Here is a 23,043-nt window from a genome sequence, read left to right as displayed (position 1 = left end):
CGCACCGCCCTCGCCGTGATCGTCGCGCACTTCGCCATCGCCCCGGCCGCCTACGGACGCTGGTCCCGGGAGGACGTCCCGCACCTGCCGGCGGTCCTCGGCGACCGGCACGCCGTCGTCGGCCCGCTCGTCGAGCCCGGGCGCACGGTCTGCTGCTACTGCCTCGACCTCGCACGCCGGGACGCGGATCCGGCATGGCCCGCCATCGCGGCCCAGCTGCTCGGGCGCGACAGCGGATCCGAGCAGGGGCTCGTGCCCGCCGAGCTCGCGGCCCTCGCGGCGCGGCCCGCCGACCGCCTGCTCACGACGGGCGAGAACGCGCTCCCGACGCACCAGGCGGTGCTCGACGTGCGGACGGGACGGGTCACGCGCCGCGCTTCGCGCCCCCACCCGCGATGCGGGTGTCGAGCTCTGCCAGGAACCGCGACGGCTCCCGCTGCCCCGATCGGTGCGGTCCGCTCCGGCTCCAGGACAGCCGCAGCCCGGAGCGCGCGCGCGTGATCCCCACATAGAGCAGGCGGCGCTCCTCGTCCACCGCCTCGAGCGTCTGCGCGTAGCTGATGGGCACGAGCCCCTCGCTGAGGCCCATCAGGTAGACGTGCTCCCACTCGAGGCCCTTGGCGGAGTGCAGAGTCGCGAGGGTGACGGCCGAGACGGTCGGCTCGTGCTGGCCCGCCTGCCGCTCGAGCAGCTCGTCCGTGAAGGCGCGGAAGGTGCTGCCCGCGGGCATCCGCTCGGCGAGGCCCATGATGGCGTCGAGCGACTCCCAGCGGTCGCGCACGGCACCCGGCTGCTCCGGCGGCGCCTGGCTCCAGCCGAGGCCGCGGAGCACGTCGCTCACCGACTTGAAGAGCGGCTCGCCGGAGATGGAGACGGACGCCCCGCGGAGCGCCAGGAGCGCCTGCTTGATCTCGGGGCGGTCGAAGAACCGCTGGGATCCGCGCACCTGGTAGCTGACGCCCGCGTCGCCGAGCGCCTGCTCGAGCACCGCGGACTGGCCGTTCATGCGGTACAGCACGGCGATGTCCTCGGGCGCGATCCCCGAGCCGATCTGCTGGGCGATCGCCCCCGCGATCGCGCGCGCCTCGGCGCCGTCGGACGGGAACGCGCTCACCTGCGGCGCGCGGAAGCCCTCGCCGCGGCCGGGGACGGCGGCGGATCCGCGGCCCCTCGCGCGCGGGGAGGCCGTACCCGTGCCGTCGCCGTCCGGATCCGCGTCCGCCGACACGAGCGTGAGAGCGCCCGGCCGGCCGCGCATCAGCCGGTTCGCCGCCTCCGTGATGCCCGAGGTCGACCGGTAGTTCCGCTCCAGCCGCACGACCGTCGCCTCGGGGAAGCGCGACGCGAAGTCGAGGAGGTAGGCGCTCTTCGCGCCCGCGAACGAGTAGATGGTCTGGCTCGCGTCGCCGACCACGCAGAGGTCGCGGCGGTCGCCCATCCAGAGGTCGAGGATCGTCTGCTGCAGCGGCGAGACGTCCTGGTACTCGTCGACCACGAAGAAGCGGTACTGCTCGCGCACCTGCTGCGCGACCCAGGGCTCCGCCTCGATCATGCCCGCGGTCGCGAGCAGCACGTCCTCGAAGTCGAGCTGGCGGCGCTGGTCCTTGATGTCCTCGTAGGCCTGCAGGAGCGCGACGGCCTGGTCGGCGTCGAGCTGCGGCGGCAGCGTGCGCGTGGTGCGCGCGGCGAGGCCGTACTGCTCGACGGAGATCATCGAGACCTTGCGCCACTCGACCTCGGCGGCCATGTCGCGGAGCGCGGCCGTGTCGAGGCGGAGTCGGAGCGACTCGGCGGCGTGGCCGAGCATCCGCCCCTTGCTCTCGATGAGACGCGGCATCGTGCCGCCCACCACCTGCGGCCAGAAGAAGTTGAGCTGCTTGAGGGCCGCGGCGTGGAAGGTGCGCGCGGCCACGGGTCCGGCGCCGAGCTCGCGCAGGCGACCGCGGAGCTCCGCCGCGGCGCGCGAGGTGAAGGTGAGCGCCATGACGCGGTTCGGCGGGTACACGCCGGCCTGGATCCCGTACGCGATGCGGTGCGTGATGGCCCGCGTCTTGCCCGTGCCGGCCCCCGCGAGCACGACGACGGGCCCGAGGAGCGCCTGCGCGGCGAGCCGCTGCTGGTCGTCGAGCGCCTCGAGCAGGGACTCGGCGGACGGCGCCTCCTCCACGGGCTCGTCCGCGGTCGCGGGGCCGAGGGAGACGGGTGCGGGGAGGGCAGCCGACGCGGCCGACCCGTAGGGGTCGCGTCCGGGTGTGCCGGGGACGAGCTGGTCGGTCACGATCGGCGGATCACCACTCCCGCTCGCCGTCCTCGAGGGGTCCGCCGTACCACTCCTCGATGATGGCGCGCGCGATGGACGACGGGCCGGGCAGCGCGATCTCGCCGAGCGACGCGCGCAGCTCCTCGCGGCTGAACCAGCGCAGGTCGACGATCTCGACGCCGTCCGGCGTCGCGGGTCCGCTCGACGCGGAGACGCGCGCCAGGAAGCCGACCATGACGGACGCGGGGAACGGCCACGGCTGGCTGCCCAGGTAGCGAGGATCCTCGACGGTGACGCCCGACTCCTCCAGCACCTCGCGCTTCACGGCCGCCTCGAACGACTCGCCCGGCTCGACGAAGCCCGCGAGCAGCGAGTAGCGGTCGCCGCCCCACATGGCGTTGGCGCCGAGGAGGAGGCGGTCGTCCGCATCCACGACGCCCATGATCACGGCAGCGTCGGTGCGGGGGAAGACCTGCGAGCCGTCGGAGGGGGCGCGGCGCACCCAGCCGCCCTGCTCGACCACGGTGGGCTCGCCCGTCTTCGGCGAGAACGGGTGGGAGGCGTGCCAGTTCGCGGTCGCGAGCGCTCCCGTGAACAGCGCGGCGTCGCGGTCGTCGAGCTGCGTCGCGGTCGTGCGCAGCTCCAGCCAGCGCTCCTCGGCGGGCGCGAGCTCGGCCGCCGCGGCGTCGGTGAGGACCGCGGCGACGACGGGCGTGCCGACGGGCTCCCCCTCGTGCGCGACGGTCGTGCGGCCGAGGTAGATGCGGACGGTCGCGGCGGTGACCCGGTCGACCGGGAGCAGGTCGAGCGCGGCGCGGCCGTCGGCCGCGGATCCCAGCGCGCGGTGTCCGTGCAGGGCGAGGACGCGTGTGGAGGGATCCGCCCACAGCTCGTCGAAGAGGGCGGGCGAGTCCCGGTGCAGGCCGTCGCGGTCGACGCCCTCGCGGGACAGGGGCAGGCGGGAGAGGAAGCTGTCGAGCACGGGGACCAATCGACTTCGAGGGCGGACGGGCCGAGGGGCGGGACGCCATGCGTCGAGCTCCGCCCACGGTGCGCGGGGCCGGAAGCGCGTGGCGCGGTGAGACGGAGGGCTCCCAGCGACCTAACCTGTAAGGCATGGCCAGATCCCACCTCACTCTAGCCGCGTTGGCGACCTCGGCCGTCTCGGGGCTCGACGTGGTCCGCAGCACCCCGTTCACGGCCGGCGGCGCGGGCGACTTCGAGTCGGCGCTCCTCTCCACGCGAGACGGCCGCGAGCTCCTCGTGCGCGTCCCGACCACGCAGGCCGCCGAGTCCGAGCAGTCCGCGGACCTCGTGGCGCTCCGGGCGCTGAGCACCGGGATCCGCTCGCGGCTGCCGTTCCAGGTGCCCGAGTTCCTGGGGCAGGCGCCCATCAAGCCGACCCGGGGGTTCGTCTACGGGCACGTGCCCGGCCGCGTCATCTCGCTCGACGAGATCCCCGCGGGCGACGGCCTGGCGCGCTCGATCGGCGCCGCCGTGTCCGCCGTGCACAGCCTGCCGACCGGGTTCGTCGCCGACGCGGGGCTGCCCGTGCTCTCGGCCGCGGAGATCCACAGCCAGACCGCGGCCCTCATCGACCGGGCCGCCGCCACCGCGCTCGTGCCGAGCCTGCTCCTCTCGCGCTGGGAGGAGGCGCTCGACGACGCCTCGCTCTGGCAGTTCCAGCCCGCGGTCGTCAACGGCGCAGTGCAGGCCTCCTCGTTCCTCGTCGACGGCGACGACGTGACCGGGATGATCGGCTGGTCGGAGCTGCGCGTCGCCGACCCCGCGCACGACCTGCACTGGGTGCTGGGCGCGCGCGCCGAGCACGTCGCCGAGAGCGTCTTCCGCGCCTACAACCAGGCGCACCACGTGACGGTCGACCGCCAGCTCAAGCAGCGCGCGCTCCTCTACGCGGAGCTGGAGATCGCCCGCTGGCTGCTGCACGGGACGGACACGCGGAACCAGGGCATCATCGACGACGCCGTGAACATGCTCAGCGCGCTCGTCGACACGGTGCGCGCCGACGAGGGCCAGCGCATCGCGCACGAGACGCTGCCGGTGATGGACGTGGACCAGGTCGAGGAGATGCTCGACTCCCGGCCTCAGCCCACGGTCTCCCCCGACGGCGCGCGCGACGCGTCCGGCGTGCGCGCACCCGACCAGAGCGCCACGAGGTCCTCCTCGGAGTAGAGCCGCTCGGGCTTCAGCGACCGGTCGTCCGCGACGAAGTAGAACTCGGCGTCGATGAGGTCGGGGTCGATGCCCCGCCACTTCGCGAACGCGAGGCGGTAGAGCGCGAGCTGGAGCTGCTTGAGCTCGAGGTCGGCGGCGTCCTTCGGGGTGCGGCCGGTCTTCCAGTCGACGACGCGGTAGCGGCCGTCGATGAGGAACACGGCGTCGATCTTGCAGATGACGACCTGGCCGGCGAGCTCCATGTGGATCTCGACCTCGACCTCCTCCGGCTTCCGGCTCGCCCACTCGCTCGCCTCGAAGGTCGCGCGCAGCCGGTCGAGGTCCTCCTGCTCCACGGGCGGCTCGGTCGGATCCGCATCCAGCTCGACGCCGGACGCGTCGATGACGTCGGCCGTGCCCGCTGGTCCGTAGCGCGCCTCGACCCAGCCGTGGAAGAGCGTGCCCAGCCGGGTCTGCCGGTACGGCCGCTCGGGCATGGGGCGGCGCAGGCGCGCGGCGACGCCCGCGGGGTCGCTCACGAAGTCCTTGAAGCGGGACGCCGGGATGCGCGTGGGCAGGTCGACGAGCTCGGCGTCCCTGGCACGGGCGTCGCGCTCGGCGAGGAGCAGGTCGATGTCGCGGGTCCAGACGGTCTCGGCCTGCGGATCGGCGGACGCGACGGCCTCGGCAGCCGCGCGCACGCGGGCCTCGCGCGGGCCGAGCGGCGGCAGCGGCCAGGCGACGCGCGCGGATCCGGGCTCGAGCGGGTTCGCCTCCAGCTCGGGCGCCTGGGGCAGCGCGTCGGGTGCGATGAGGCCCACCTGCTGGATCTCGCGGAGGAACGCCCCGGGACCCCGCGGCTTCTGCTGCGTGGACCAGAACGACCCGCTCAGCAGCAGGTCGGATCGCGTGCGCGTGATGGCGACGTACGCGAGGCGCCGCTGCTCGGCCGCGTTGCGCTCCTCGAGCTCCTCACCGAACGCCTCCATCGCCTCGGCGAACGCCTTCTGCGACTCGAGGCCGCGCCAGGCGAGCGACGGCAGCTCGGCGGAGTCGCCGCGGAACTCGAACGGCAGGGCGCCGAACGCGACCCAGCCGCGCTTCTCCCGGAGCGTGCCGGGCAGCTCGCCCTCGACCATGCGCGGCACGGCGACGACGTCCCACTCGAGGCCCTTCGAGCCGTGGATCGTGAGGATCTGCACCGTGCCGGGCTCCGGCTCCTCGGTGCGCGGCGCGAGATTGTCGCGCCGCTCGGCCTCGGCGAGCCACGCGAGGAACGGCCCGAGCGTGCCGGCGGAGTCGCCCTGGAGGTAGCCGGCCACCTGCTCGGTGAAGGCCTCGAGGCTCGCGCGGCCGAGCGGATCCGTCTCGTTGGCCGCGACCTCGATGTCGAGCAGCAGCTCCTGCTGGACGACCGTGACGAGGTCCACCAGGTCGAGCCCGACGCGCGACCGCAGCACCTGCAGCTGGCGGCCCGCGGCGCGGAGGCGCGCGAGGCCCTCGTCGCTGAAGCCGGCGAGCGCGGTGTGGCCGTCGCGGGCGTCGACGACGAAGTCGAGCGCGTCGACGACGGATCCCACCTCGTCGGGCACCACGGAGGCCCGGAGCCCGTCGCGCACCTCGACGGCGAGCGGCTTCTGAGCGTGGTCCCGGGACATCAGCCACGACGCGACGCGGGACAGCGCGTGCACGTCCTTCGTGCCGATGCGCCAGCGCGCGCCCGTGAGGAGCCGCACGAGCTCGCTGCCCGCGGTGGGGTCGTGCAGCACGCGGAGGACGCACACGAGGTCGACGACCGCGGGCTGGTCGAGCAGGCCGCCGAGGCCGAGCACGCGGAACGGCACGCCCAGGTCGGCGAGCGCCGTGGTGAACGGCTCGACGCCCTTGAGGGAGCGGCACAGCATGGCGGCCGAGCGGGGGCGGCCGTCGGATCCGGTCTGCCGCAGCCGGTCGGCGAACCACGCCGCGACGCTCGCGGCCTCGTCGGCGACCGTCTCCGCGTAGGCGACGTCGAGCCGGCCGTCGCCGGCGTCGGGCCGGGGCTCGAGGCGCGCGACGGGGATCCGGGAGGCCGCGGTCAGCGGCTCGACGATGCGGTTCGCGGCACCGAGCACGGAGGCCGGGTTCCGCCAGCTGGTGGAGAGCGCGTAGACGGGCACGTCGGCGGCGGAGGCGCCGGCGGGTGCGAAGTCGGCGCCGAAGCGCGCGAGGTTCGCGGCGCTCGCGCCGCGCCAGCCGTAGATGGACTGGTGCGGATCCCCGACCGCCATGACGGGCGTGCCGCCGAACAGGGTCGACAGGAGCCGCGTCTGCACGACGGAGGTGTCCTGGTACTCGTCGAGGAGCACGACGCGGAACCGCGTCCTGTGCTCGGCGACGACCTGCGGCACGCGCTCGCAGATGGCGAGCGCGAACGCGACCTGGTCGCTGTACTCGACGAGCCCGCGCCGGGTCTTCTCCTCCTGGAACCGCACCGCGAGGTCGACGAGCGGCGGCAGCGCGCCGACGGCGGCGACCGCCTCGGCGGCCGGGGCCTTCCTGATCCGAGCGGACCCGAACGGCAGCTCCTCGAGGCCCGTGAACGACCCCGCGAGGCGCACGACCTCGGCGGGATCCGCGACGTTCTCGCTCATCGCCCGGCTGAGGGAGATGACGGCCTGCGTGATGGGATCCACGCCGCGCCCGAGCTCGAGCAGCCGCGGGTCGGTGCTCTCGACCACGAGCCGGCGCGCGAGCTGCCACGCGGACGCCTCCGTGAGCACGACCGACTCCGACTCGCGGCCGATGAGGGTGGCGCTGTCACGGAAGATGCCGTTCGCGAAGGCGTTGTAGGTCTGCACGGTGGGCGTGGCGAACGCGCCCGCCGGGACGGCCGCGAGCCCGGCCTGCTGGAGCTGCTCGATGCGCGCGCGGATCCGCACCCCGAGCTCGCCCGCGGCCTTGCGCGTGAACGTGAGCCCGAGGATCTCCTCGACCCCGACGTGCCCGTTGGCCAGCAGCCACACGACGCGGCTCGCCATGGTCTCGGTCTTGCCGCTGCCGGCGCCCGCGACGACGAGGCCGGGCTCCAGCGGCGACTCGATGACGCGACGCTGCTGCTCCGTGGGGCTCGGCAGGTCGAGCGCATCGGCGATGCGGCGGGCGCTGACCATGCCGCCGCCGACCGCGCCGGTGGCCCCCACGCCGGTCGCCTCCGCGCCGCTCACGCCGACACCGCCCGCACCAGGTGGATGCGGTACCGCCTCGCCGAACCCGGATCCCGCTCCCCCAGATCCGGCGTGCCGTCGAAGGTCGCGCCCGCCATGCCCGCGGCCGCCTCGGCGATGCGCGCGCGGAACCCGTCGAGCTCCTCGCGGGTGAGCGGCTCCTGCGGCAGCTCGCGATAGGGCAGGCCGCGCGTGCCGCCGGAGACGTAGAGCAGCTTCGCGCCGCCGGACGGCGTACCGGCGGGCACCTGCTCGAGCGAGCCCTCCACGTACGCCAGCTGGTAGGAGCCGAGCTGCGCGTGCGCGGGGATCTCGGCGCGGGTCGGGAAGTGCCGACCGGTCTTGAGGTCGACGATGACCACGCGGCCCTCCTCCGTCAGCTCGATGCGGTCGATCTTCCCGCGGAGGCGCGCGACGCCCACCTCGAGCTCGAAGCCGCCCTCGGCCGCGAGCATGCGCCCGCCGCGGGCCTCGAAGTCGCGGAGGTACCCGCTGACGCCCGCGATGAGCTCGCCGGCCTGCCGCCGCTCGCGCTCGCCCACCCAGGGCGACTCGAAGGGCAGCTCGCCCCACCGCTCGTCGAGGCGCTCCTCGAGGGCGGGCGGGCGGAGATCCGCGTCGGGGTCGAGGCTGGCCTCCTCCATGACGGCGTGCACGATGGTGCCGATGCCCATGGCCGTACTCGTGGATCCGCCGGACGCCTGGTCGATGAACCAGTTGAGCGGCGAGCGCTCGAAGGCCTCGAGCCGCGACGGCGAGACGGGCACGCGGGCCGCGGGATCGGTCAGGTCGACGACGGGCTCCGTGGTGGAAGGCTCGCGCAGCCCGTACCACTCGGCCGGATCCGCGCCCGTCACGCCCTCGGCCGTGAGGCGCGCGAGGGCGGATGCCGCAGCGAGGCCGCGCTCGCGGGTGGCGTCGGCGGGGCGACGAGCGGTGCGGTCGCCCGAGACGACGCGGCCGTCGTCGAGGAGCACGGCGTCGCGGTGCACGACCGCGAGCTCGCGACGGAGCGCGCCGACGAGCCCGCGCAGCGAGAGCGGGTGGTCCGGGCGGATCCGCAGCGCGGCGGGCGCGTCCTTCGCCGCCCGACCTGCCTCGACGCCCGCCTCCGCCTCGGAGAGGCCGGGCGCGGGCGGCACGAGACGGAGGAACGGGGACGGCGCCTCCTCGTCGTTGGCGGTCGCGCTGAGCACCACGACGCGGGTCGCGCGGGAGACGGCGAGCGCGAGCATCCGCAGCTCGTCGCCGAGGACCTCGGCGCGCTCGTCGACGTCGGCCCGGTCGAGGCCGCGCGCGACGGCGGAGAGGCGCTGGGGGTGCAGCAGGGATCCGCGCAGCCGCAGGTTCGGCCACACGCCCTCCTGCAGCGCGGCGACCGCGACGACCTCGTATCCCGCGCCCACGACCGCGGACGGCGTGGCGACCAGCACGGTGTCGGCGAGCGGCTGCGGCGAGAGCGTGTCCTCCGGCACCTCGGCGCCGAGCAGCTCCTCCACGAAGTCCGACGCGGGACGGCCCGGGTTCCGCTCGACGAACCGCCGCGCGGCCGTGAAGAGCGCGACGACGCCGTCGAGGTCGCGGTTCGCCTGGTCGGCGACGATGCCCGTCTGCAGCGCCTGCTCGAACCACGGCTTCGCCAGCCCCGAGCCCTCCCACAGGTGCCAGAGCAGCTCCTCGATGGTGCCGTCGGCGGATGCCAGCTCGCGGGCGCCCTGCAGCGTGCGGGCGAGGCGGGCGAGTCGGCGCGCGGGCGCGAGGTCGAGCGTCTCGAGCCGGCCGGGCGCCGCGAGCGCCTCGACGAGCAGCTCGTCGCTCGACCGGCGCCCGTCGCCCGCGAGCTCCTCCTGGCGCATCGCGAGCCGGAGCCGCCGGAGCTGGACCCCGTCGAGCCCGCCGAGCGGACCCGTGGCGAGCTCCGCCGCGATGTCCGGAGTGAGCGGCACGCGGCCGAGCACGACGTCGACGGCCCGGATGAGGGCGAGCGCGGCGAGATCGTCGCGGAGGGCGCGCCCGGCGACGGCCGTGCGCGTGGGCACCTCAGCGGTCGCGAGGCTGCGGGCGACCTGGGGCACGAGGGATCCGGAGCGCACGAGCACGACCATGCGCGCCCACGGCACGCCGCCCAGCAGGTGCTCCTCCCGGAGCCGGCGCGCGAGGCGGGCGAGCTCGAGGGCGCGCGTCGGCGCCTCGATGACCTGGATCGGGTCGGCGTCGTCGACGAGGCCCTGCGCGGATCCCGCCTGCCGCTGCCGCCCCGCGCCCGCCGCGCCGATGCGCGCCGTGACGGCCGAGGTGAGCGCCCGGAGCGCGGGCGGCTGCCGGTGCACCCGGTCGAGCACGAGCGTGCGGAGCCCGGGCAGGCCGAGCACGGTGGAGAGCCGGCCGAGCGCAGAGGCCTCCGCCCCGCGGAACGTGGCCGCCGCGACGTCCGGGTCGCCGAACGCGACCACGTCGGCGCCGCGCGCCGCGAGCGCCCGGAGGAGGGACAGGGTCGCGACGGTCGCCTCGTGCAGGTCGTCGGCGACCACGAGCCGGATCCCCGTGAGCGCCTCCCCCCGCGACACGAGCAGCACGGCCTCGGCGAGGAGCTCCGCGCTGTCGAGGTGGTCGCCGCGGAAGGAGTCGACGACGTCCTCGTACTCCCGGGCGAACTCAGCCGCGGCGATCCACTCGGGCACCTCGTGCGCACGGCCGAGCTCGGCGAGGGCGTCCGGCCGCACGCCCTCCTCGGTGGCGCGCATGAGCAGCTCACGGAGCTCCGTGCGGAAGGCGCGGAGACGGCGCACCTCGACGCCGAGCGGATCCGGCCACGCGGGCCCGGTGCCCAGCTCCTCGTGCCCGGCGAGGAGGTCGGCGATGATCTGGTCCTGCTCGGCGCCCGTGAGCAGCCGCGGCGGCTCGGTGCCGGTCTCGGCGGCGCGGCGCGCGAGCACCTCGAACGCGACCGACGTGGCGGTGCGCGCGAGCGGCCCGAGCGTGGGCACCCCGACCCGCAGCGCGAGCTCGTCGCGGAGGCGCGTGGCGGCCGCGCGCGACGGCGCGAGCACCAGCACCTCGGCGGGGTCGAGGCCCTGCGTGAGGATCCGCTCGGCCACGAGCTCGCGCAGGGTCGTGGTGCGGCCCGAGCCCGGGGCGCCGATGACGGCGGCGCTCACCCCTACGGGCAGCTCGACGACGGCGCGCTGCGAAGGATCCAGCTCCACCGCGGGGACCTCGCCGCCGGAGACGGAGGCGGGCGGCTGGCGGAATCCCCTGATGGTCACGCGCCCACGCTACCGGCGGCCCCCGACGACGGCCGATCCCCGCGGCGCCCGCGACGCGGCCGCCGCGGGCGCACCCCGCCCCGGCCGCGCGGCCGCCCGTCCGCCCTCAGTGAACGCCGCGGGGCCGCGCATGCGGGTGCCCTAGCCTGAGGGGGCACCGTCGCATCCGACGCATCGAAAGGCACCTCCCGTGGAAATCCGTATCGGCCTCGTCAACACCGCCCGCGAGCTCTCCTTCACCACCAAGCAGACGCCCGAGGAGGTCCAGCGGACCGTCACGGACGCCGTCCGCGACTCCTCGCCCTTCATCTCCTTCACCGACGACAAGGGCGCCACGCACCTGGCCGTCACCGCCCACCTCGCCTACGTGGAGCTCGGCAGCGCCGACGCCCCGCGCATCGGCTTCGTCCGCTAGCCGACGCCCGTGGAGCTCCTCTTCGTCGCGATCTTCGGCGCCCTCGTCGGCCTCGTCGCGCGCTACGCGCTCCCCCACCGCGCCACGCACGGCGCGCTGCTGGTCCCCGCCGTCGGCACCGTCACCGCGATGGTCGTCTGGGTCGCGCTCACGTGGGCCGGCCTCCGCTGGGACCAGGGCGTCATCTGGATCGCGACGCTCGGGCTCTCGGCGCTCGTCGCCGCCGGCACCGACCTGCTCATCGGCCGTCGACGCTCCTCCGCGGACGCCCGCGACCTTGCCGCCATCGGCGGCTGACCCTCACCCGCACGACATGACGCCCGGTCCCTGGAGGGGCCGGGCGTCGTCGCGTGCAGGGTCGGAGCCGGCGGGCCGCGTCAGGCCGTGAGCCCCAGCGCGTCCATCCGCCGGGTGTGCGCCGTGATGATCCCCGCGAACACGGGCTCGAGGTGCACGCGCGCGTCGTCCGGATCGGCGAGGGAGGCGCGCATCGCCGTGCCCGCGACGAGCAGCGTGTCGCCGACGAGCCGGCGGCCCCACATGGCCAGGCGCGACGCGAGGCGCGGGTCGCGGCGGATCCCGGCGCGCACCGCGTCGACGATGCCCTGCTGCCCCACGCCCGACGACAGCAGCACGACGACGCGCTGGCGCTGGTCCGACGGGAGCCCGGAGGCGAGGCGCACGAAGAAGTCGTCGAGCAGCCCGGTGGTGATGTAGGCGGAGAGCAGGCACTCGTACCAGTCGGCGCCCGCGACGGTGGCGGTGAACCGGTCGAACGCGGCGCGGTGCGGCTCCATGACGACGCTCGGGTCGCCGTCCTGCCGCTTGATCTCCGCGGCGAGCGCCTGGTGCTTGCCGAGCGCGATGCCGGCGGCGGTCGAGACGGCCTCCTTGCCGGCGAGGTCGGGCGCCTCGGCGACGGCCCGCGAGAGGGTCTCGAAGACGGTGAGCTGCAGGTACGCCACGGCGCCGAGGAAGCGGAGGGTATCGGGCGAGAAGTCGTCCACGCTCACGGTCGTCGTCGGGGATCGACGCTTCGACTCGCCGCGGGACCTGACCCGGGGCGCCTCGATCGTCGTCGACCGGCGTCCGAACATCTTGAGCACGGGGCCAGCGTATAGGGCGGCGGAGGCGGTCATCTGGCGCCCGCCCGCTAAACTCGCCCGTGGTCCCTCAACGGAAGGGCCCCATCGCGCCCGCAGAGAAGCAGTCCGGGCGTGGACCGCACCGCTAGACAGGGCACAACGTGACTTTCACCGAACTGAACATCGACGAGGACATGGTGCAGGCGCTCGCCGACCACGGCATCCTCGAACCCTTCCCCATCCAGGAGCAGACCATCCCCCTGGCGCTCTCCGGCCAGGACATCATCGGCCAGGCGAAGACGGGCACCGGCAAGACCTTCGGCTTCGGCCTCCCGCTCATCCAGCGGCTCGGCCTCACCCCGGAGCCCGGCGTGCAGGCGCTCGTGGTCGTCCCGACGCGCGAGCTCGCCGTCCAGGTCACCGAGGACCTCCAGATCGCCACCAAGCACCGCGCCACCACGGTCGTCTCCATCTACGGCGGCAAGGCGTACGAGGGGCAGATCGAGCAGCTCAAGGCCGGCGCGCAGATCGTCGTCGGCACGCCGGGCCGCCTCCTCGACCTCGTGGGCCAGCGCCTGCTCTCGCTCCAGAGCGTGCGCGAGATGGTGCTCGACGAGGCCGACAAGATGCTCGACCTCGGGTTCCTCTCCGACATCGAGAAGCTCTTCGCGCAGACCCCGGCCGTGCGCCACACGATGCTGTTCTCGGCCACCATGCCGGGCCCGATCGTCGCGCTCGCCCGCCGCTTCATGACGAAGCCGATCCACATCCGCGCGACGGACCCCGACGAGGGCCTCATGCAGGCGAACATCCGCCACCTCGTGTACCGCGCGCACAACATGGACAAGGACGAGGTCATCGGCCGCATCCTCCAGGCCGAGGGCCGCGGCAAGACCGTGATCTTCACGCGCACGAAGCGCGCCGCCGCCCGCCTCGTCGAGGAGCTCAACGACCGCGGCTTCAACGCCGCCGCCGTGCACGGCGACCTCAACCAGGAGCAGCGCGAGCGCGCCATGGCCGCGTTCAAGGCCGGCAAGAAGGACATCCTCATCGCCACCGACGTGGCGGCGCGCGGCATCGACGTGCTCGACGTCACCCACGTCATCAACCACACCATCCCCGAGGACGACAAGGCGTACCTGCACCGCGTCGGCCGCACGGGCCGCGCGGGCAAGACCGGCATCGCGGTCACGTTCGTCGACTGGGACGACCTGCACAAGTGGGCGCTCATCAACCGCGCCCTCGAGTTCGGCCAGCCGGAGCCGACGGAGACGTACTCGTCCTCGCCGCACCTCTACACCGACCTCGACATCCCGGCCGGATCCACGGGCCGCCTCCGCGCGACCCCGACGGTCAACCCCGACGGCACCCCGCGTGAGCGTCCGGGCAGCCGCGGCTCCGACTCGGGTCGCGACGGCGGACGCGGCGGCAGCCGGGACGGCGGACGCGGCGGCAGCCGGGACGGCGGACGCGGCGGCGACCGGGGCGGCGACCGCTCGGGCAGCCGCTCCTCCTCGGCCTCCTCCTCCACGGCCGGCGGGGACCGCGACCGCTCGCGCAGCCGCAGCACGTCGACCGCGTCGGCCACCGCGTCGGCCACCGCGCCCGCAGACGCCACCGCGACGATCGGCAGCGAGCAGCCGAACACCGCGGGCGGCCACGACGCGCCCCACCCCGACGGCCAGACCCGCCCGCGCTCGCGCAACCGCCGTCGCCGCTCGGGCGGCGACCGCCCCACCGCGACGTCCTAGCGCCGCGCGCACGGATCGCACGAAGGAGGGGCCGCATCCACCGGATGCGGCCCCTCCTTCGTGCCCGGCCCGTCAGCCGCCGGTCGCGCGTCAGGCCGCCGGCACGGGCACGACGGGCGCCCAGCCCGTCGCGCGCTCGACGATGCGGGCGAGCACGGCGGGCTCGGTGGTGTTCTCCGCGAGCCGGTTCGGCTTGCCCGCGCCGTGGTAGTCGCTGGATCCCGTGACCTCGAGCCCGAACCGCTCCGCCAGCTCCGTGAGCCGCACGCGCGCCGCGGGCGGGTTGTCCCGGTGGCGCACCTCGAGTCCGAACAGGCCCGCTGCGACGAGCGCGGTCATGCGGGAGTCCGACAGCACGCGCTCCGGCCCGCGGGCGCCCGGGTGCGCGAGGACGGCCAGTCCGCCCGCCGCCGTGATCAGCTCGACGCCGAGGATCGGATCCGGCGCGTAGTGCGGCCGGTAGTAGCCGCCCTGCCAGTGCAGGATGCTCTCGAACGCGGCCGTGCGGCTCGGCACGTGCCCGCGGGCGACGAGCGCGTCGGCGATGTGGGGCCGGCCGATCGTGCTGCCCGGCGTGGTCTGCGCCAGCACGTCCGCCCAGGTCAGCGCGTAGTCGCGCGAGATCCGGCCCACCATGGCCTCGGCGCGCGTCATGCGCTCGGAGCGGACGCGGGCGGTCATGGCCGCGAGGTCCGCGTCCTCGGGGTCGAAGAGGTAGGCCAGGACGTGCACGCTCGCGTACTCGAGCTGCGTGCTCATCTCCATGCCGGGGACGAGCGTGATGCCGTGCGCGAGGGCGGCCGCTGAGGCGTCGTCCCAGCCGGCGGTGGAGTCGTGGTCGGTGAGTGCCACGGCCGACAGGCCCTGCGCGGCCGCCTGCGCGACGAGCTCGACGGGCGTCTCGGTGCCGTCGGACACGGAGCTGTGCGTGTGCAGGTCGATGGGACCTGGCTGCTCCTCCGGCATCCCGCCATCCTACGCGGCGGCCCGATGCCGCCCGGCCGGCCGGAGCCCGCGGCGGCGCTCTCCCAGAGAGCCGCCATAGTGTGATGCAGGTCATGGGTCGGATCGTCGGAGCAGCAGTCATCCTCATCACGGCTGCAGGGCTCCTCGTCGTCACCTGGCCGCAGCTCCTCGGGCTGGAGCAGACGTACCTCGTCGCCCACGCCGTGGCCATCCGCGGCGGCCTCGTCGCCGCGGCGGCCGCCGTGCTGGTGCTGACCCTCGTCCTCTGCCTCGCGATCCGCCCCGGCCGTCGTCTCCTCGGCAGCATCGCCGTGCTGCTCGTGCTGTTCATCGGCGCCAACTCGGCCGTGCTCGCCACCCGCGGGCTCGGCGACACGGCGTTCCAGGAGGCGCAGGACGACGACGTCACCGTGCTGACCTGGAACACGCTCGGCGGCGCGACGGGCGCGCGCGCGGTCGCCGACCTGGCCATCGAGTCCGGCGCCGACGTCATCACGCTGCCGGAGACGCGCGAGGAGACCGGCGCGGAGATCGCGGTGCTCATGCGCGACGCGGGACGGCCCATGTGGGTGAGCACCGCCGCGTTCGACGACGTCGCCGCGGCCCGCTCCACCACCATCCTCATCAGCGCGGCCTACGGCGACTACCGCATGGACGAGTCGCGCGGCACCACGAGCGTGCTGCCCACGGTCATCATGGAGCCGGTCGACGGGAACGGCCCCGTCATCATGGCCGTGCACCCCGTCTCCCCCATCCCCGAGCAGATGGACAACTGGCGCGCCGACCTCGCGTGGCTCGGGAAGCGCTGCGACGAGGGCAACGTGATCATCGCGGGCGACTTCAACGCGACGCTCGACCACATGAGCAGGTACGGCGGCGCGCCCACAGAGCGCGACCAGGTCACCGACCTCGGGAAGTGCGTGGACGCCGGACGCGCCTCGGGCAACGGCGCGGTCGGCACCTGGCCCACGGGGCTCCCCGCCCTCCTCGGCACGCCCATCGACCACATCATGGCCACGCCCGGGTGGGCGGTCACGGGCTTCCGCGTCGTCGAGGACCGCGACGGCGCCGGCAGCGACCACCGCCCGGTCATCGCGCAGCTCACACCGCTGCGCTGACACCGCACGGAGCACGAGGGCATCGCGCAGCTCACGCCGCTGCGCTGAGCGCCGCCCGCCGCCGCCGCCCCGCCTCGGTGCCGCCCGCAGGTGGGATGATCGATGGATGGCCGAGAACACCGACACCGCGTCCGAGACCTCCCCCGCCGAGATCGCCGCCGATCCGGCCGCGCCCCTGGCGACGACCGAGACCGCGGCCCCCGTGACGTCCGCACCCGGATCCGGCGACGCCCCCGTCCCCCGCGCCACCAGCAACCGCAGCACCACGCCCGCGAGCACCGCCTTCAGCGACTTCGTGTCCACGAACTGGGCCGACCGCGAGGAGGTCGACCCGTCGGCGCGCGAGCAGGCGCCCCATGCCGCTGACCGCCGCCGCCGCCTCTCCGCGCTCCACGTCGGCACGCGCCTCGTGATCCCCGCCGGCCGCCTCAAGCAGCGCAGCAACGACACCGACCACCCGTTCCGCGCGCACTCGGCCTTCGCGCACCTCACCGGCTGGGGCGCCGACAGCGAGCCCGGCGCCGTCCTGGTCCTCGAGCCGGTGGCCGAGGGATCCGCGGCCGACGGATCAGCGCACGACGCCACCCTCTACTTCCGCGAGCGGGCCGGCCGCGACAGCGACGAGTTCTACGCCAACGCCGAGATCGGCGAGTTCTGGATCGGCCCGCGCCCCTCGCTCCGCCAGGTCGCGGCCGACCTCGGGATCGCCACCGCGCCCCTCGCCGACGTCGACGCCGCCATCGCGGCCGCGGGTCCCGTGCGCGTGATCCGCGAGGCCGACCCGGCCCTCGCCGCGCGCGTGGACGAGGCCCGCGCGGCCGCGCCCGCCGCCTCCGACGCCGAACCGGCCGATCCGGCCGATCCCGCCGACGGCGACGCGCTCCTCGCGCGCGCCGCCTCCGAGCTCCGCCTCGTCAAGGACGAGTACGAGATCCGCCAGATGCGCGAGGCGGTCGACACCACCGGCCGCGGCTTCTCCGACGTGATCGCGGACATGCCCGCCGTCGTCGCGCACGCGCGCGGCGAGCGCGTCGTCGAGGGCGTCTTCAACGCGCGTGCCCGGGCCGACGGGAACGCGGTCGGCTACGACACCATCGCGGCGTCCGGCCCGCACGCCTGCATCCTGCACTGGACCCGCAACGACGGCCGCGTGCTGCCCGGCGACCTGATCCTCATCGACGCCGGCGTCGAGCTCGACAGCTACTACACGGCTGACATCACCCGCACGCTCCCCGTCTCCGGCACCTTCACCGACGTGCAGCGCGAGGTCTACGAGGCCGTGCGCGAGGCGGCCGACGCCGCGCTCGCGATCGTACGGCCCGGCATCCGCTTCCGAGAGGTGCACGCCGCCGCCATGCAGGTCATCGCCCGCAAGGTCGCCGACTGGGGCATGCTCCCGGTCACCGCGGAGGAGGCGCTCGAGGCCGACAACCAGCACCACCGCCGCTACATGGTCCACGGCACGAGCCACCACCTCGGCCTCGACGTGCACGACTGCGCGCAGGCCCGTCGCGACATGTACATCGACGGGATCGTGGAGGCCGGCATGGTCTTCACGATCGAGCCGGGCCTCTACTTCCAGCCCGACGACCTCACGGTGCCCGAGCGCTTCCGGGGCATCGGCGTGCGCATCGAGGACGACATCCTCGTGACGCGCGACGGCGCCGAGAACCTGTCCGCGGGGATCCCGCGCACGGCCGACGAGGTCGAGGCGTGGATGGCGGGACGCGCCTAGCCGCCACGGTGGGCGGGGCGCGCGGGGATCAGGCGCCCTGCGCGCCCTGCTCCCCCACGGGACGGTCGGTCGACGTGGGCGGCGCGGTCGGCTCGGGGGCATCGGACGCGCCCGGCTCGGGCACGCGCTCGCCGTACGGGCCGACGGGACGCGAGACGGGCGGCACGGCCGGCGGCGCGGTGACCACGGGCTCCCCGTAGACGGAGGTGCTCGCTCCCCCGATGCCCAGCACGTTGCGCGCCCGGTGCATCGAGTCGGGCTCGACGACCACGGAGTAGCTCGTGGCCGTCACCTGCATCACCGAGGTGAAGTCGCGGCGGCGGCGCGTGATGCTGTAGCTGACGATCCCGTAGATGGCGCCGAAGCCGACGCCGATGATGACCGCTCCGACGACGAAGGAGATGTTCGGCACGGGCGAGAACAGGAACGTGACGAGGCCGAGGAAGAGGCCGAGCCACGCGCCGCTCGCGGCTCCCGCGACCGCGGCCCGGGCGGAGGTGAGCTTCCCCGTGACCCGCTCGACGCTCGTCAGCTCGTTGCCGACGATGCTCACCTGCGTCACCGGGAAGTCCGCCTCGGCGAGCGTGACGACGGCCTTCTGGGCCTCGTCGTACGTCTCGTAGGTGGCGACGGGCTCCCCCTTCGGCAGCTTCGGCATGCGGGCACGGGACGGGCGTCCGAGGAGCGGGTTGGTCACCTGGCCAGTCTTCCACGCCGGTGCCGGGCGGGCGCTGGGCGAGCGACTAGATTGACTCTGTGAGCGCCTCCCGAGTCTTCGTCGCCCGGCTCGCCGGGTGCAGCGTGTTCGATCCAGCGGGAGACCGCGTCGGGCGCGTCCGCGACGTGCTCGTCGTCTACCGCAAGGACGATCCGCCGCGCGTCGTGGGCCTCATCGTCGAGATCCCCGGCAAGCGCCGCGTCTTCCTCTCCATCGGCCGCGTCACGAGCATCGGCTCCGGGCAGATCATCACCACCGGCCTCATCAACCTGCGCCGCTTCGAGCAGCGCGGGGGCGAGGTGCGCGTCATCGCCGAGATCCTCGGCCGTCGTGTGAGCATGCGCGACGGATCCGGGAACGCCGTCATCGAGGACGTCGCCATCGAGGAGTCCGGCCAGGCCGAGTGGGAGGTCTCGCAGCTCTTCTGCCGCCGCCCGCGCACGAGCCCGTCCCCCTTCGCCAAGGGCGCGACCATGTTCGCCACGTGGGAGGAGGTCGCCGAGCTCCAGGACGACGGGGTCGCCCAGTCCGCCTCCCAGTTCCTCGCCGCCTACTCCGACCTGCTGCCCGCCGACCTCGCCAACACCCTCCTCGACCTGCCGCAGGCGCGCCGCCTCGAGGTCGCGGAGGAGCTGACGGACGCCCGGCTCGCCGACGTGCTCGAGGAGATGCCCGAGGCCGAGCAGGTCGAGATCATGGCAACGCTCGACGACGACCGCGCGGCCGACGTGCTCGACCAGATGCAGCCCGACGACGCGGCCGACCTCATCGCGCAGCTGTCGGACGAGCGCGGCGAGACCCTCCTCGAGCTCATGCAGCCGGAGGAGGCGGACGACGTCCGCATGCTCCTCAGCTACGCGCCGGACACCGCGGGCGGCCTCATGACGACGGATCCCGTCATCGTCTCGGGAGACGCCACCGTCGCGGAGGGCCTCGCGCTCATCCGCCGCCACGAGCTCGCGCCCACGCTGGGCGCCGCCGTCTGCGTCACGCTGCCGCCGTACGAGCCGCCCACGGGACGCTTCCTCGGCATGGTGCACTTCCAGCGGATGCTGCGCTACCCGCCGCACGAGCGCCTCGGCACGCTGCTCGACCAGGGTCTGGAACCCGTGCGCGCGGACACGAGCGCGGCCGAGGTGTCGCGCATCATGGCGAGCTACAACCTGGTGTCGGTGCCCGTGGTGGACGAGAACCACCGGCTGGTCGGCGTCGTCACCATCGACGACGTGCTCGACCACCTCCTGCCGGACGACTGGCGCAGCGCCGACGCGGAACGCGAGACGCGCAAGCGCGCCACGGCCCGCTTCCACGGCACGGCCACGGCCGCCATCCCCACCGCAGGACCCGTACGAGGACGGAGGATCCCCCGTGGCACGGCAGAGTAACCGAGACGTCCGGCTGGACGCGCCCAAGGGCCTCCGCACGACCGTCCTCCCCATGCGCAACCGCACGAGCCGCGACCGGTTCGGCCGCTTCACCGAGTCGATCGCCCGCGGCATGGGCACGCCGTGGTTCCTCGTCGGCCTCACGCTCTTCTGCGTCGCGTGGATCGGCTACAACACCTACGGGCCGGAGTCCGCGCGCTTCGACTCGGCGGCCCTCGGCTTCACGGCGCTCACGCTGATCCTGTCGCTGCAGGCCTCGTACGCGGCGCCGCTCATCCTGCTGGCGCAGAACCGCCAGGACGACCGCGACCGCGTGCAGATCGAGCAGGATCGCCAGCGCGCCGAGCGCAACGTGGCCGACGTCGAGTACCTCGCCCGCGAGGTCGTGTCGCTGCGACTGCAGATGAAGGACGTCGCCTCGAAGGACTTCATCCGCGCCGAGCTTCGCCAGCTCCTCGAGGAGCTCGACCGCCGCGACGACCCCGAGGCGGACGACGCCGAGGGCGCGACCCGCAGGACGCATGCCCGCTGAGGCAGGCGGCTCCGGGGCGCTGACGGCGGACGCCGTGCGGCGGGCGCTCGCCCGCGTGGTGGATCCCGAGATCCGCCGCCCCATCACCGAGCTCGACATGGTCTCCGACGTGCGCGTCGAGGCCGACAGCGTGGCCCACGTGGACATCGCGCTGACGATCGTCGGCTGCCCGGCCGCGACCTCCATCGAGCGCGACGTGCGCGAGACCGTCGAGGCCGTGCCCGGGGTGGCGCGGCTCGAGCTCACGGTGGGCGTGATGAGCCCCGAGCGGCGTCGCGCGCTCACCGAACGCCTCCGCGGTCCCGCCGCCCAGCGCGGCATCCCGTTCGGGCCGGACAGCCTCACGCGCGTCTACGCGGTCACGAGCGGCAAGGGCGGCGTCGGCAAGTCCACGCTCACCGCCAACCTCGCGGTCGCGCTCGCGGCCAAGGGCCTCGCGGTCGGCCTCGTCGACGCCGACGTGCACGGCTTCTCGATCCCGGGGATCCTCGGGCTCGTCGATGCCGACGGGCGCACCGCCCAGCCCACGCGCGTCGGCGACATGATCCTGCCGCCCGTCGCGCACGGCGTGAAGGTCATCTCGATCGGCATGTTCCTCGACCCCGACGCCACCGGGGGCACCGCAGTGTCCTGGCGCGGGCCGATGCTGCACCGCACGATCCAGCAGTTCCTCACGGACGTCTTCTTCGGCGACCTCGACGTGCTGCTGCTCGACCTCCCGCCCGGCACGGGCGACGTCGCGATCACGGTGGGCCAGCTGCTGCCGAACGCGGAGGTGCTCGTGGTCACGACCCCGCAGCCGGCCGCCGCGGACGTGGCCGAGCGCAGCGGACTGGTCGCCCGCCAGACGGGCCAGCGCGTGGCGGGGGTCGTGGAGAACATGGCCGGGTTCGCGCAGCCCGACGGCTCCGTGCTGGAGCTCTTCGGCGCGGGCGGCGGCGCGGAGGTCGCGCGGCGGCTGTCCGCGGGGCAGGACGCGCCCGTGCCGCTCCTCGCGAGCGTTCCGCTCAGCATGGCGCTCCGCGAGGGCGGCGACGCGGGGGCGCCGCTCGTGCTGGCGGCGCCGACGGATCCCGCCGCGGTCGAGATCCTGCGCGTGGCGGACCACCTGGCCTCGCGCGGCCGCGGCCTCGCGGGCCGACGGCTCGGCCTGTCCGTCTCCTAGGCGCGCAGACGCCCCTGCTCCCGACGACGCCCCCGTGACGCACGAGGAGGACGGCAGCCCGCGGGCTGCCGTCCTCCTCGTGCGTGCTGCGGGCGCTGCCTAGACGTGGCTGCGGTGCGTGCGCGTGGGCATCGCGCGGTAGCCGTCGCGCGCCGTGACGACGACGGTGCCGGCGATGGCGGAGACGGAGAGGGCGGCGATGGCGATGAGGAAGACGGTCATGGTGGTGCTCCTGCGAGAAGGCGGATGGCGGCGCATTCCGCCGCACCTCAATGGGACCACCGCGTACCGTTCAGGACAAGCTCATAGTCCTTGCCTGGTCGAGTAGCCTGCCTTCATGGACATCCGTCGACTCGAGCTCCTCCGCGAGCTCGCCGACCGTGGCAGCGTGGGCGCCGTCGCCCGCGCCGCTGGCCGGACCCCGTCGGCCGTCTCGCAGCAGCTCAAGGTGCTCGAGCGCGAGGCCGGCGTGCCGCTCACCGAGCGCTCCGGACGCGGGATCGTGCTGACCGACGCGGGCCGCGCGCTCGCCCGCACGGCGACCGACATCGCCGTCGCGGTGGCGCGCGCCGAGGCGCTGTGGGAGGACTTCCGGCACCAGCCGTCCGGCGAGGTCACCCTCGCCACGTTCCCCACCGCGGCGCAGATGCTGCTGCCCGGCCTCCTCGACCGCGTCGCCGGGATCCCCGACCTCACGCTGCGGGCGAGCGACCGGGATCCGCCGTCCCGCGCCTTCGCCGACCTCACCGCCGACTTCGACGTGGTCATCGCCCACTCGCTCGCGGGCGCGGGCACCTGGCGCGGGCTCGGCCTCGTGATCGTGCCGCTCATGGTGGAGCCGCTCGACGTCGCGATGCCGACGGACCACCGCCTCGCCGGGCGGGCGTCGGTGAGCCCGGCCGACCTCAGCGGCGAGCCCTGGATCGGGGTGCCGCAGGGGCTGCCCTTCGACCGGATCCTCCTCGACATCGAGCAGGCCGTGGGCGCGCCCGCGCGCGTGGTCCAGCGGTTCAGCGACACCCGCATCACGGAGTCGCTCGTGGCGTCCGGGCACGGGATCGCGCTGCTGCCGCGGTACACGGCCGGATCGCACGAGGGCGTGGTGGTCAAGCGGCTGTCGGGCGTCACGTCGAAGCGTCACCTGCACGTGCTCCTGCGCCCGGACCGCGCCGAGCGTCCGTCTGTGCGCGCCGTCGTTGACGCCCTCCGCGCGGAGGCGAAGGCGGTGGACGCGCGCTTCAGCGGGAACGGCTGAGGCGGGATGGA

The 23,043-nt window shown here is 74.6% G+C and carries 18 protein-coding genes; 10 read left to right on the top strand and 8 right to left on the bottom strand.

The features are described from left to right. Positions 1-364: 364 nt before the first annotated feature. Together FGD68_RS08095 and nudC are read right to left on the bottom strand one after the other, a co-directional pair. Positions 365-2,278 carry an ATP-dependent helicase gene (locus FGD68_RS08095; RefSeq protein ID WP_237609334.1) on the bottom strand — a complete coding sequence of 638 codons (1,914 nt, stop codon included), beginning with the start codon at positions 2,276-2,278 and terminating at the stop codon, positions 365-367. Positions 2,279-2,288: 10 nt separating this feature from the next. Further along, entirely contained in the window at positions 2,289-3,242 is a 954-nt protein-coding gene (gene nudC / locus FGD68_RS08090) for an NAD(+) diphosphatase (RefSeq protein ID WP_119373530.1), read from the bottom strand. A gap of 134 nt (positions 3,243-3,376) precedes the next feature. Here nudC and FGD68_RS08085 point away from each other — a divergent pair, with 134 nt between their 5' ends. Then, a complete protein-coding gene (locus FGD68_RS08085; protein ID WP_119373531.1) occupies positions 3,377-4,453 on the top strand; it encodes a phosphotransferase in 1,077 nt (358 codons plus the stop codon). Here FGD68_RS08085 and FGD68_RS08080 read toward each other — a convergent pair. Continuing rightward, positions 4,366-7,587, bottom strand: a complete 3,222-nt coding sequence (locus FGD68_RS08080) for an ATP-dependent helicase (protein ID WP_237609993.1) — start codon at positions 7,585-7,587, stop codon at positions 4,366-4,368. The two genes, FGD68_RS08085 and FGD68_RS08080, sit on opposite strands and share 88 nt — an antisense overlap. A gap of 50 nt (positions 7,588-7,637) precedes the next feature. After that, entirely contained in the window at positions 7,638-10,907 is a 3,270-nt protein-coding gene (locus FGD68_RS08075; protein ID WP_237609333.1) for an ATP-dependent helicase, read from the bottom strand. A gap of 190 nt (positions 10,908-11,097) precedes the next feature. On the opposite strand from FGD68_RS08075, the gene FGD68_RS08070 reads away from it, so the two are divergent. Together FGD68_RS08070 and FGD68_RS08065 are read left to right on the top strand one after the other, a co-directional pair. Then, on the top strand, positions 11,098-11,322 hold the full coding sequence (locus tag FGD68_RS08070; protein WP_012037881.1) for a DUF3107 domain-containing protein: 225 nt from the start codon (positions 11,098-11,100) through the stop codon (positions 11,320-11,322). A gap of 9 nt (positions 11,323-11,331) precedes the next feature. Continuing rightward, entirely contained in the window at positions 11,332-11,619 is a 288-nt protein-coding gene (locus FGD68_RS08065) for a hypothetical protein (protein WP_119373663.1), read from the top strand. 80 nt (positions 11,620-11,699) lie between these two features. Here the strand turns inward: FGD68_RS08065 and FGD68_RS08060 are convergent, their stop codons facing one another. Further along, positions 11,700-12,419: a ferritin-like fold-containing protein gene (locus FGD68_RS08060; RefSeq protein WP_237609992.1), complete on the bottom strand. Its 720-nt coding sequence runs from the start codon at positions 12,417-12,419 to the stop codon at positions 11,700-11,702. A gap of 149 nt (positions 12,420-12,568) precedes the next feature. On the opposite strand from FGD68_RS08060, the gene FGD68_RS08055 reads away from it, so the two are divergent. Next, positions 12,569-14,158, top strand: coding sequence for a DEAD/DEAH box helicase (locus FGD68_RS08055; RefSeq protein WP_237609332.1), 1,590 nt, complete (start codon positions 12,569-12,571; stop codon positions 14,156-14,158). A gap of 90 nt (positions 14,159-14,248) precedes the next feature. Here the strand turns inward: FGD68_RS08055 and FGD68_RS08050 are convergent, their stop codons facing one another. Then, on the bottom strand, positions 14,249-15,124 hold the full coding sequence (locus FGD68_RS08050; RefSeq protein ID WP_119373640.1) for a PHP domain-containing protein: 876 nt from the start codon (positions 15,122-15,124) through the stop codon (positions 14,249-14,251). 92 nt (positions 15,125-15,216) lie between these two features. Between FGD68_RS08050 and FGD68_RS08045 the strand changes: the two genes are divergently transcribed. Further along, positions 15,217-16,242: an endonuclease/exonuclease/phosphatase family protein gene (locus tag FGD68_RS08045; RefSeq protein WP_104237124.1), complete on the top strand. Its 1,026-nt coding sequence runs from the start codon at positions 15,217-15,219 to the stop codon at positions 16,240-16,242. Between the two features lie 106 nt (positions 16,243-16,348). After that, the gene (locus FGD68_RS08040; protein ID WP_237609331.1) at positions 16,349-17,977 is read left to right on the top strand and encodes an aminopeptidase P family protein; all 1,629 of its coding nucleotides are present in this window, start codon (positions 16,349-16,351) and stop codon (positions 17,975-17,977) included. A 28-nt stretch (positions 17,978-18,005) separates the two neighbouring features. Here FGD68_RS08040 and FGD68_RS08035 read toward each other — a convergent pair whose 3' ends face one another. Beyond that, positions 18,006-18,674 (bottom strand): general stress protein, encoded by a 669-nt coding sequence (locus FGD68_RS08035; RefSeq protein ID WP_237609330.1) that lies wholly within the window; start codon positions 18,672-18,674, stop codon positions 18,006-18,008. Between the two features lie 59 nt (positions 18,675-18,733). On the opposite strand from FGD68_RS08035, the gene FGD68_RS08030 reads away from it, so the two are divergent. Genes FGD68_RS08030 through FGD68_RS08020 form a run of 3 tightly spaced genes read left to right on the top strand, consistent with a single transcriptional unit; the run spans position 18,734 to position 21,777 of the window. Continuing rightward, entirely contained in the window at positions 18,734-20,080 is a 1,347-nt protein-coding gene (locus FGD68_RS08030; protein WP_119373567.1) for a magnesium transporter MgtE N-terminal domain-containing protein, read from the top strand. Then, positions 20,064-20,612, top strand: a complete 549-nt coding sequence (locus FGD68_RS08025) for a DUF1003 domain-containing protein (RefSeq protein WP_104237126.1) — start codon at positions 20,064-20,066, stop codon at positions 20,610-20,612. Before FGD68_RS08030 ends, FGD68_RS08025 begins: the two co-directional genes overlap by 17 nt. Beyond that, positions 20,602-21,777 carry an Mrp/NBP35 family ATP-binding protein gene (locus FGD68_RS08020; protein ID WP_237609329.1) on the top strand — a complete coding sequence of 392 codons (1,176 nt, stop codon included), beginning with the start codon at positions 20,602-20,604 and terminating at the stop codon, positions 21,775-21,777. Before FGD68_RS08025 ends, FGD68_RS08020 begins: the two co-directional genes overlap by 11 nt. Positions 21,778-21,876: 99 nt before the next feature. Here FGD68_RS08020 and FGD68_RS15520 read toward each other — a convergent pair whose 3' ends face one another. Next, complete coding sequence (locus FGD68_RS15520) at positions 21,877-21,999, bottom strand: hypothetical protein (RefSeq protein WP_256890478.1); 123 nt, start codon at positions 21,997-21,999, stop codon at positions 21,877-21,879. Between the two features lie 115 nt (positions 22,000-22,114). Here FGD68_RS15520 and FGD68_RS08015 point away from each other — a divergent pair, with 115 nt between their 5' ends. Then, entirely contained in the window at positions 22,115-23,032 is a 918-nt protein-coding gene (locus FGD68_RS08015) for a LysR family transcriptional regulator (RefSeq protein WP_119373075.1), read from the top strand. Positions 23,033-23,043: the final 11 nt, after the last annotated feature.

This window comes from Clavibacter californiensis (assembly GCF_021952865.1).
GTDB classification, from domain to species: Bacteria; Actinomycetota; Actinomycetes; order Actinomycetales; family Microbacteriaceae; genus Clavibacter; species Clavibacter californiensis.
This window is presented reverse-complemented; position numbering and strand designations above follow the sequence as displayed.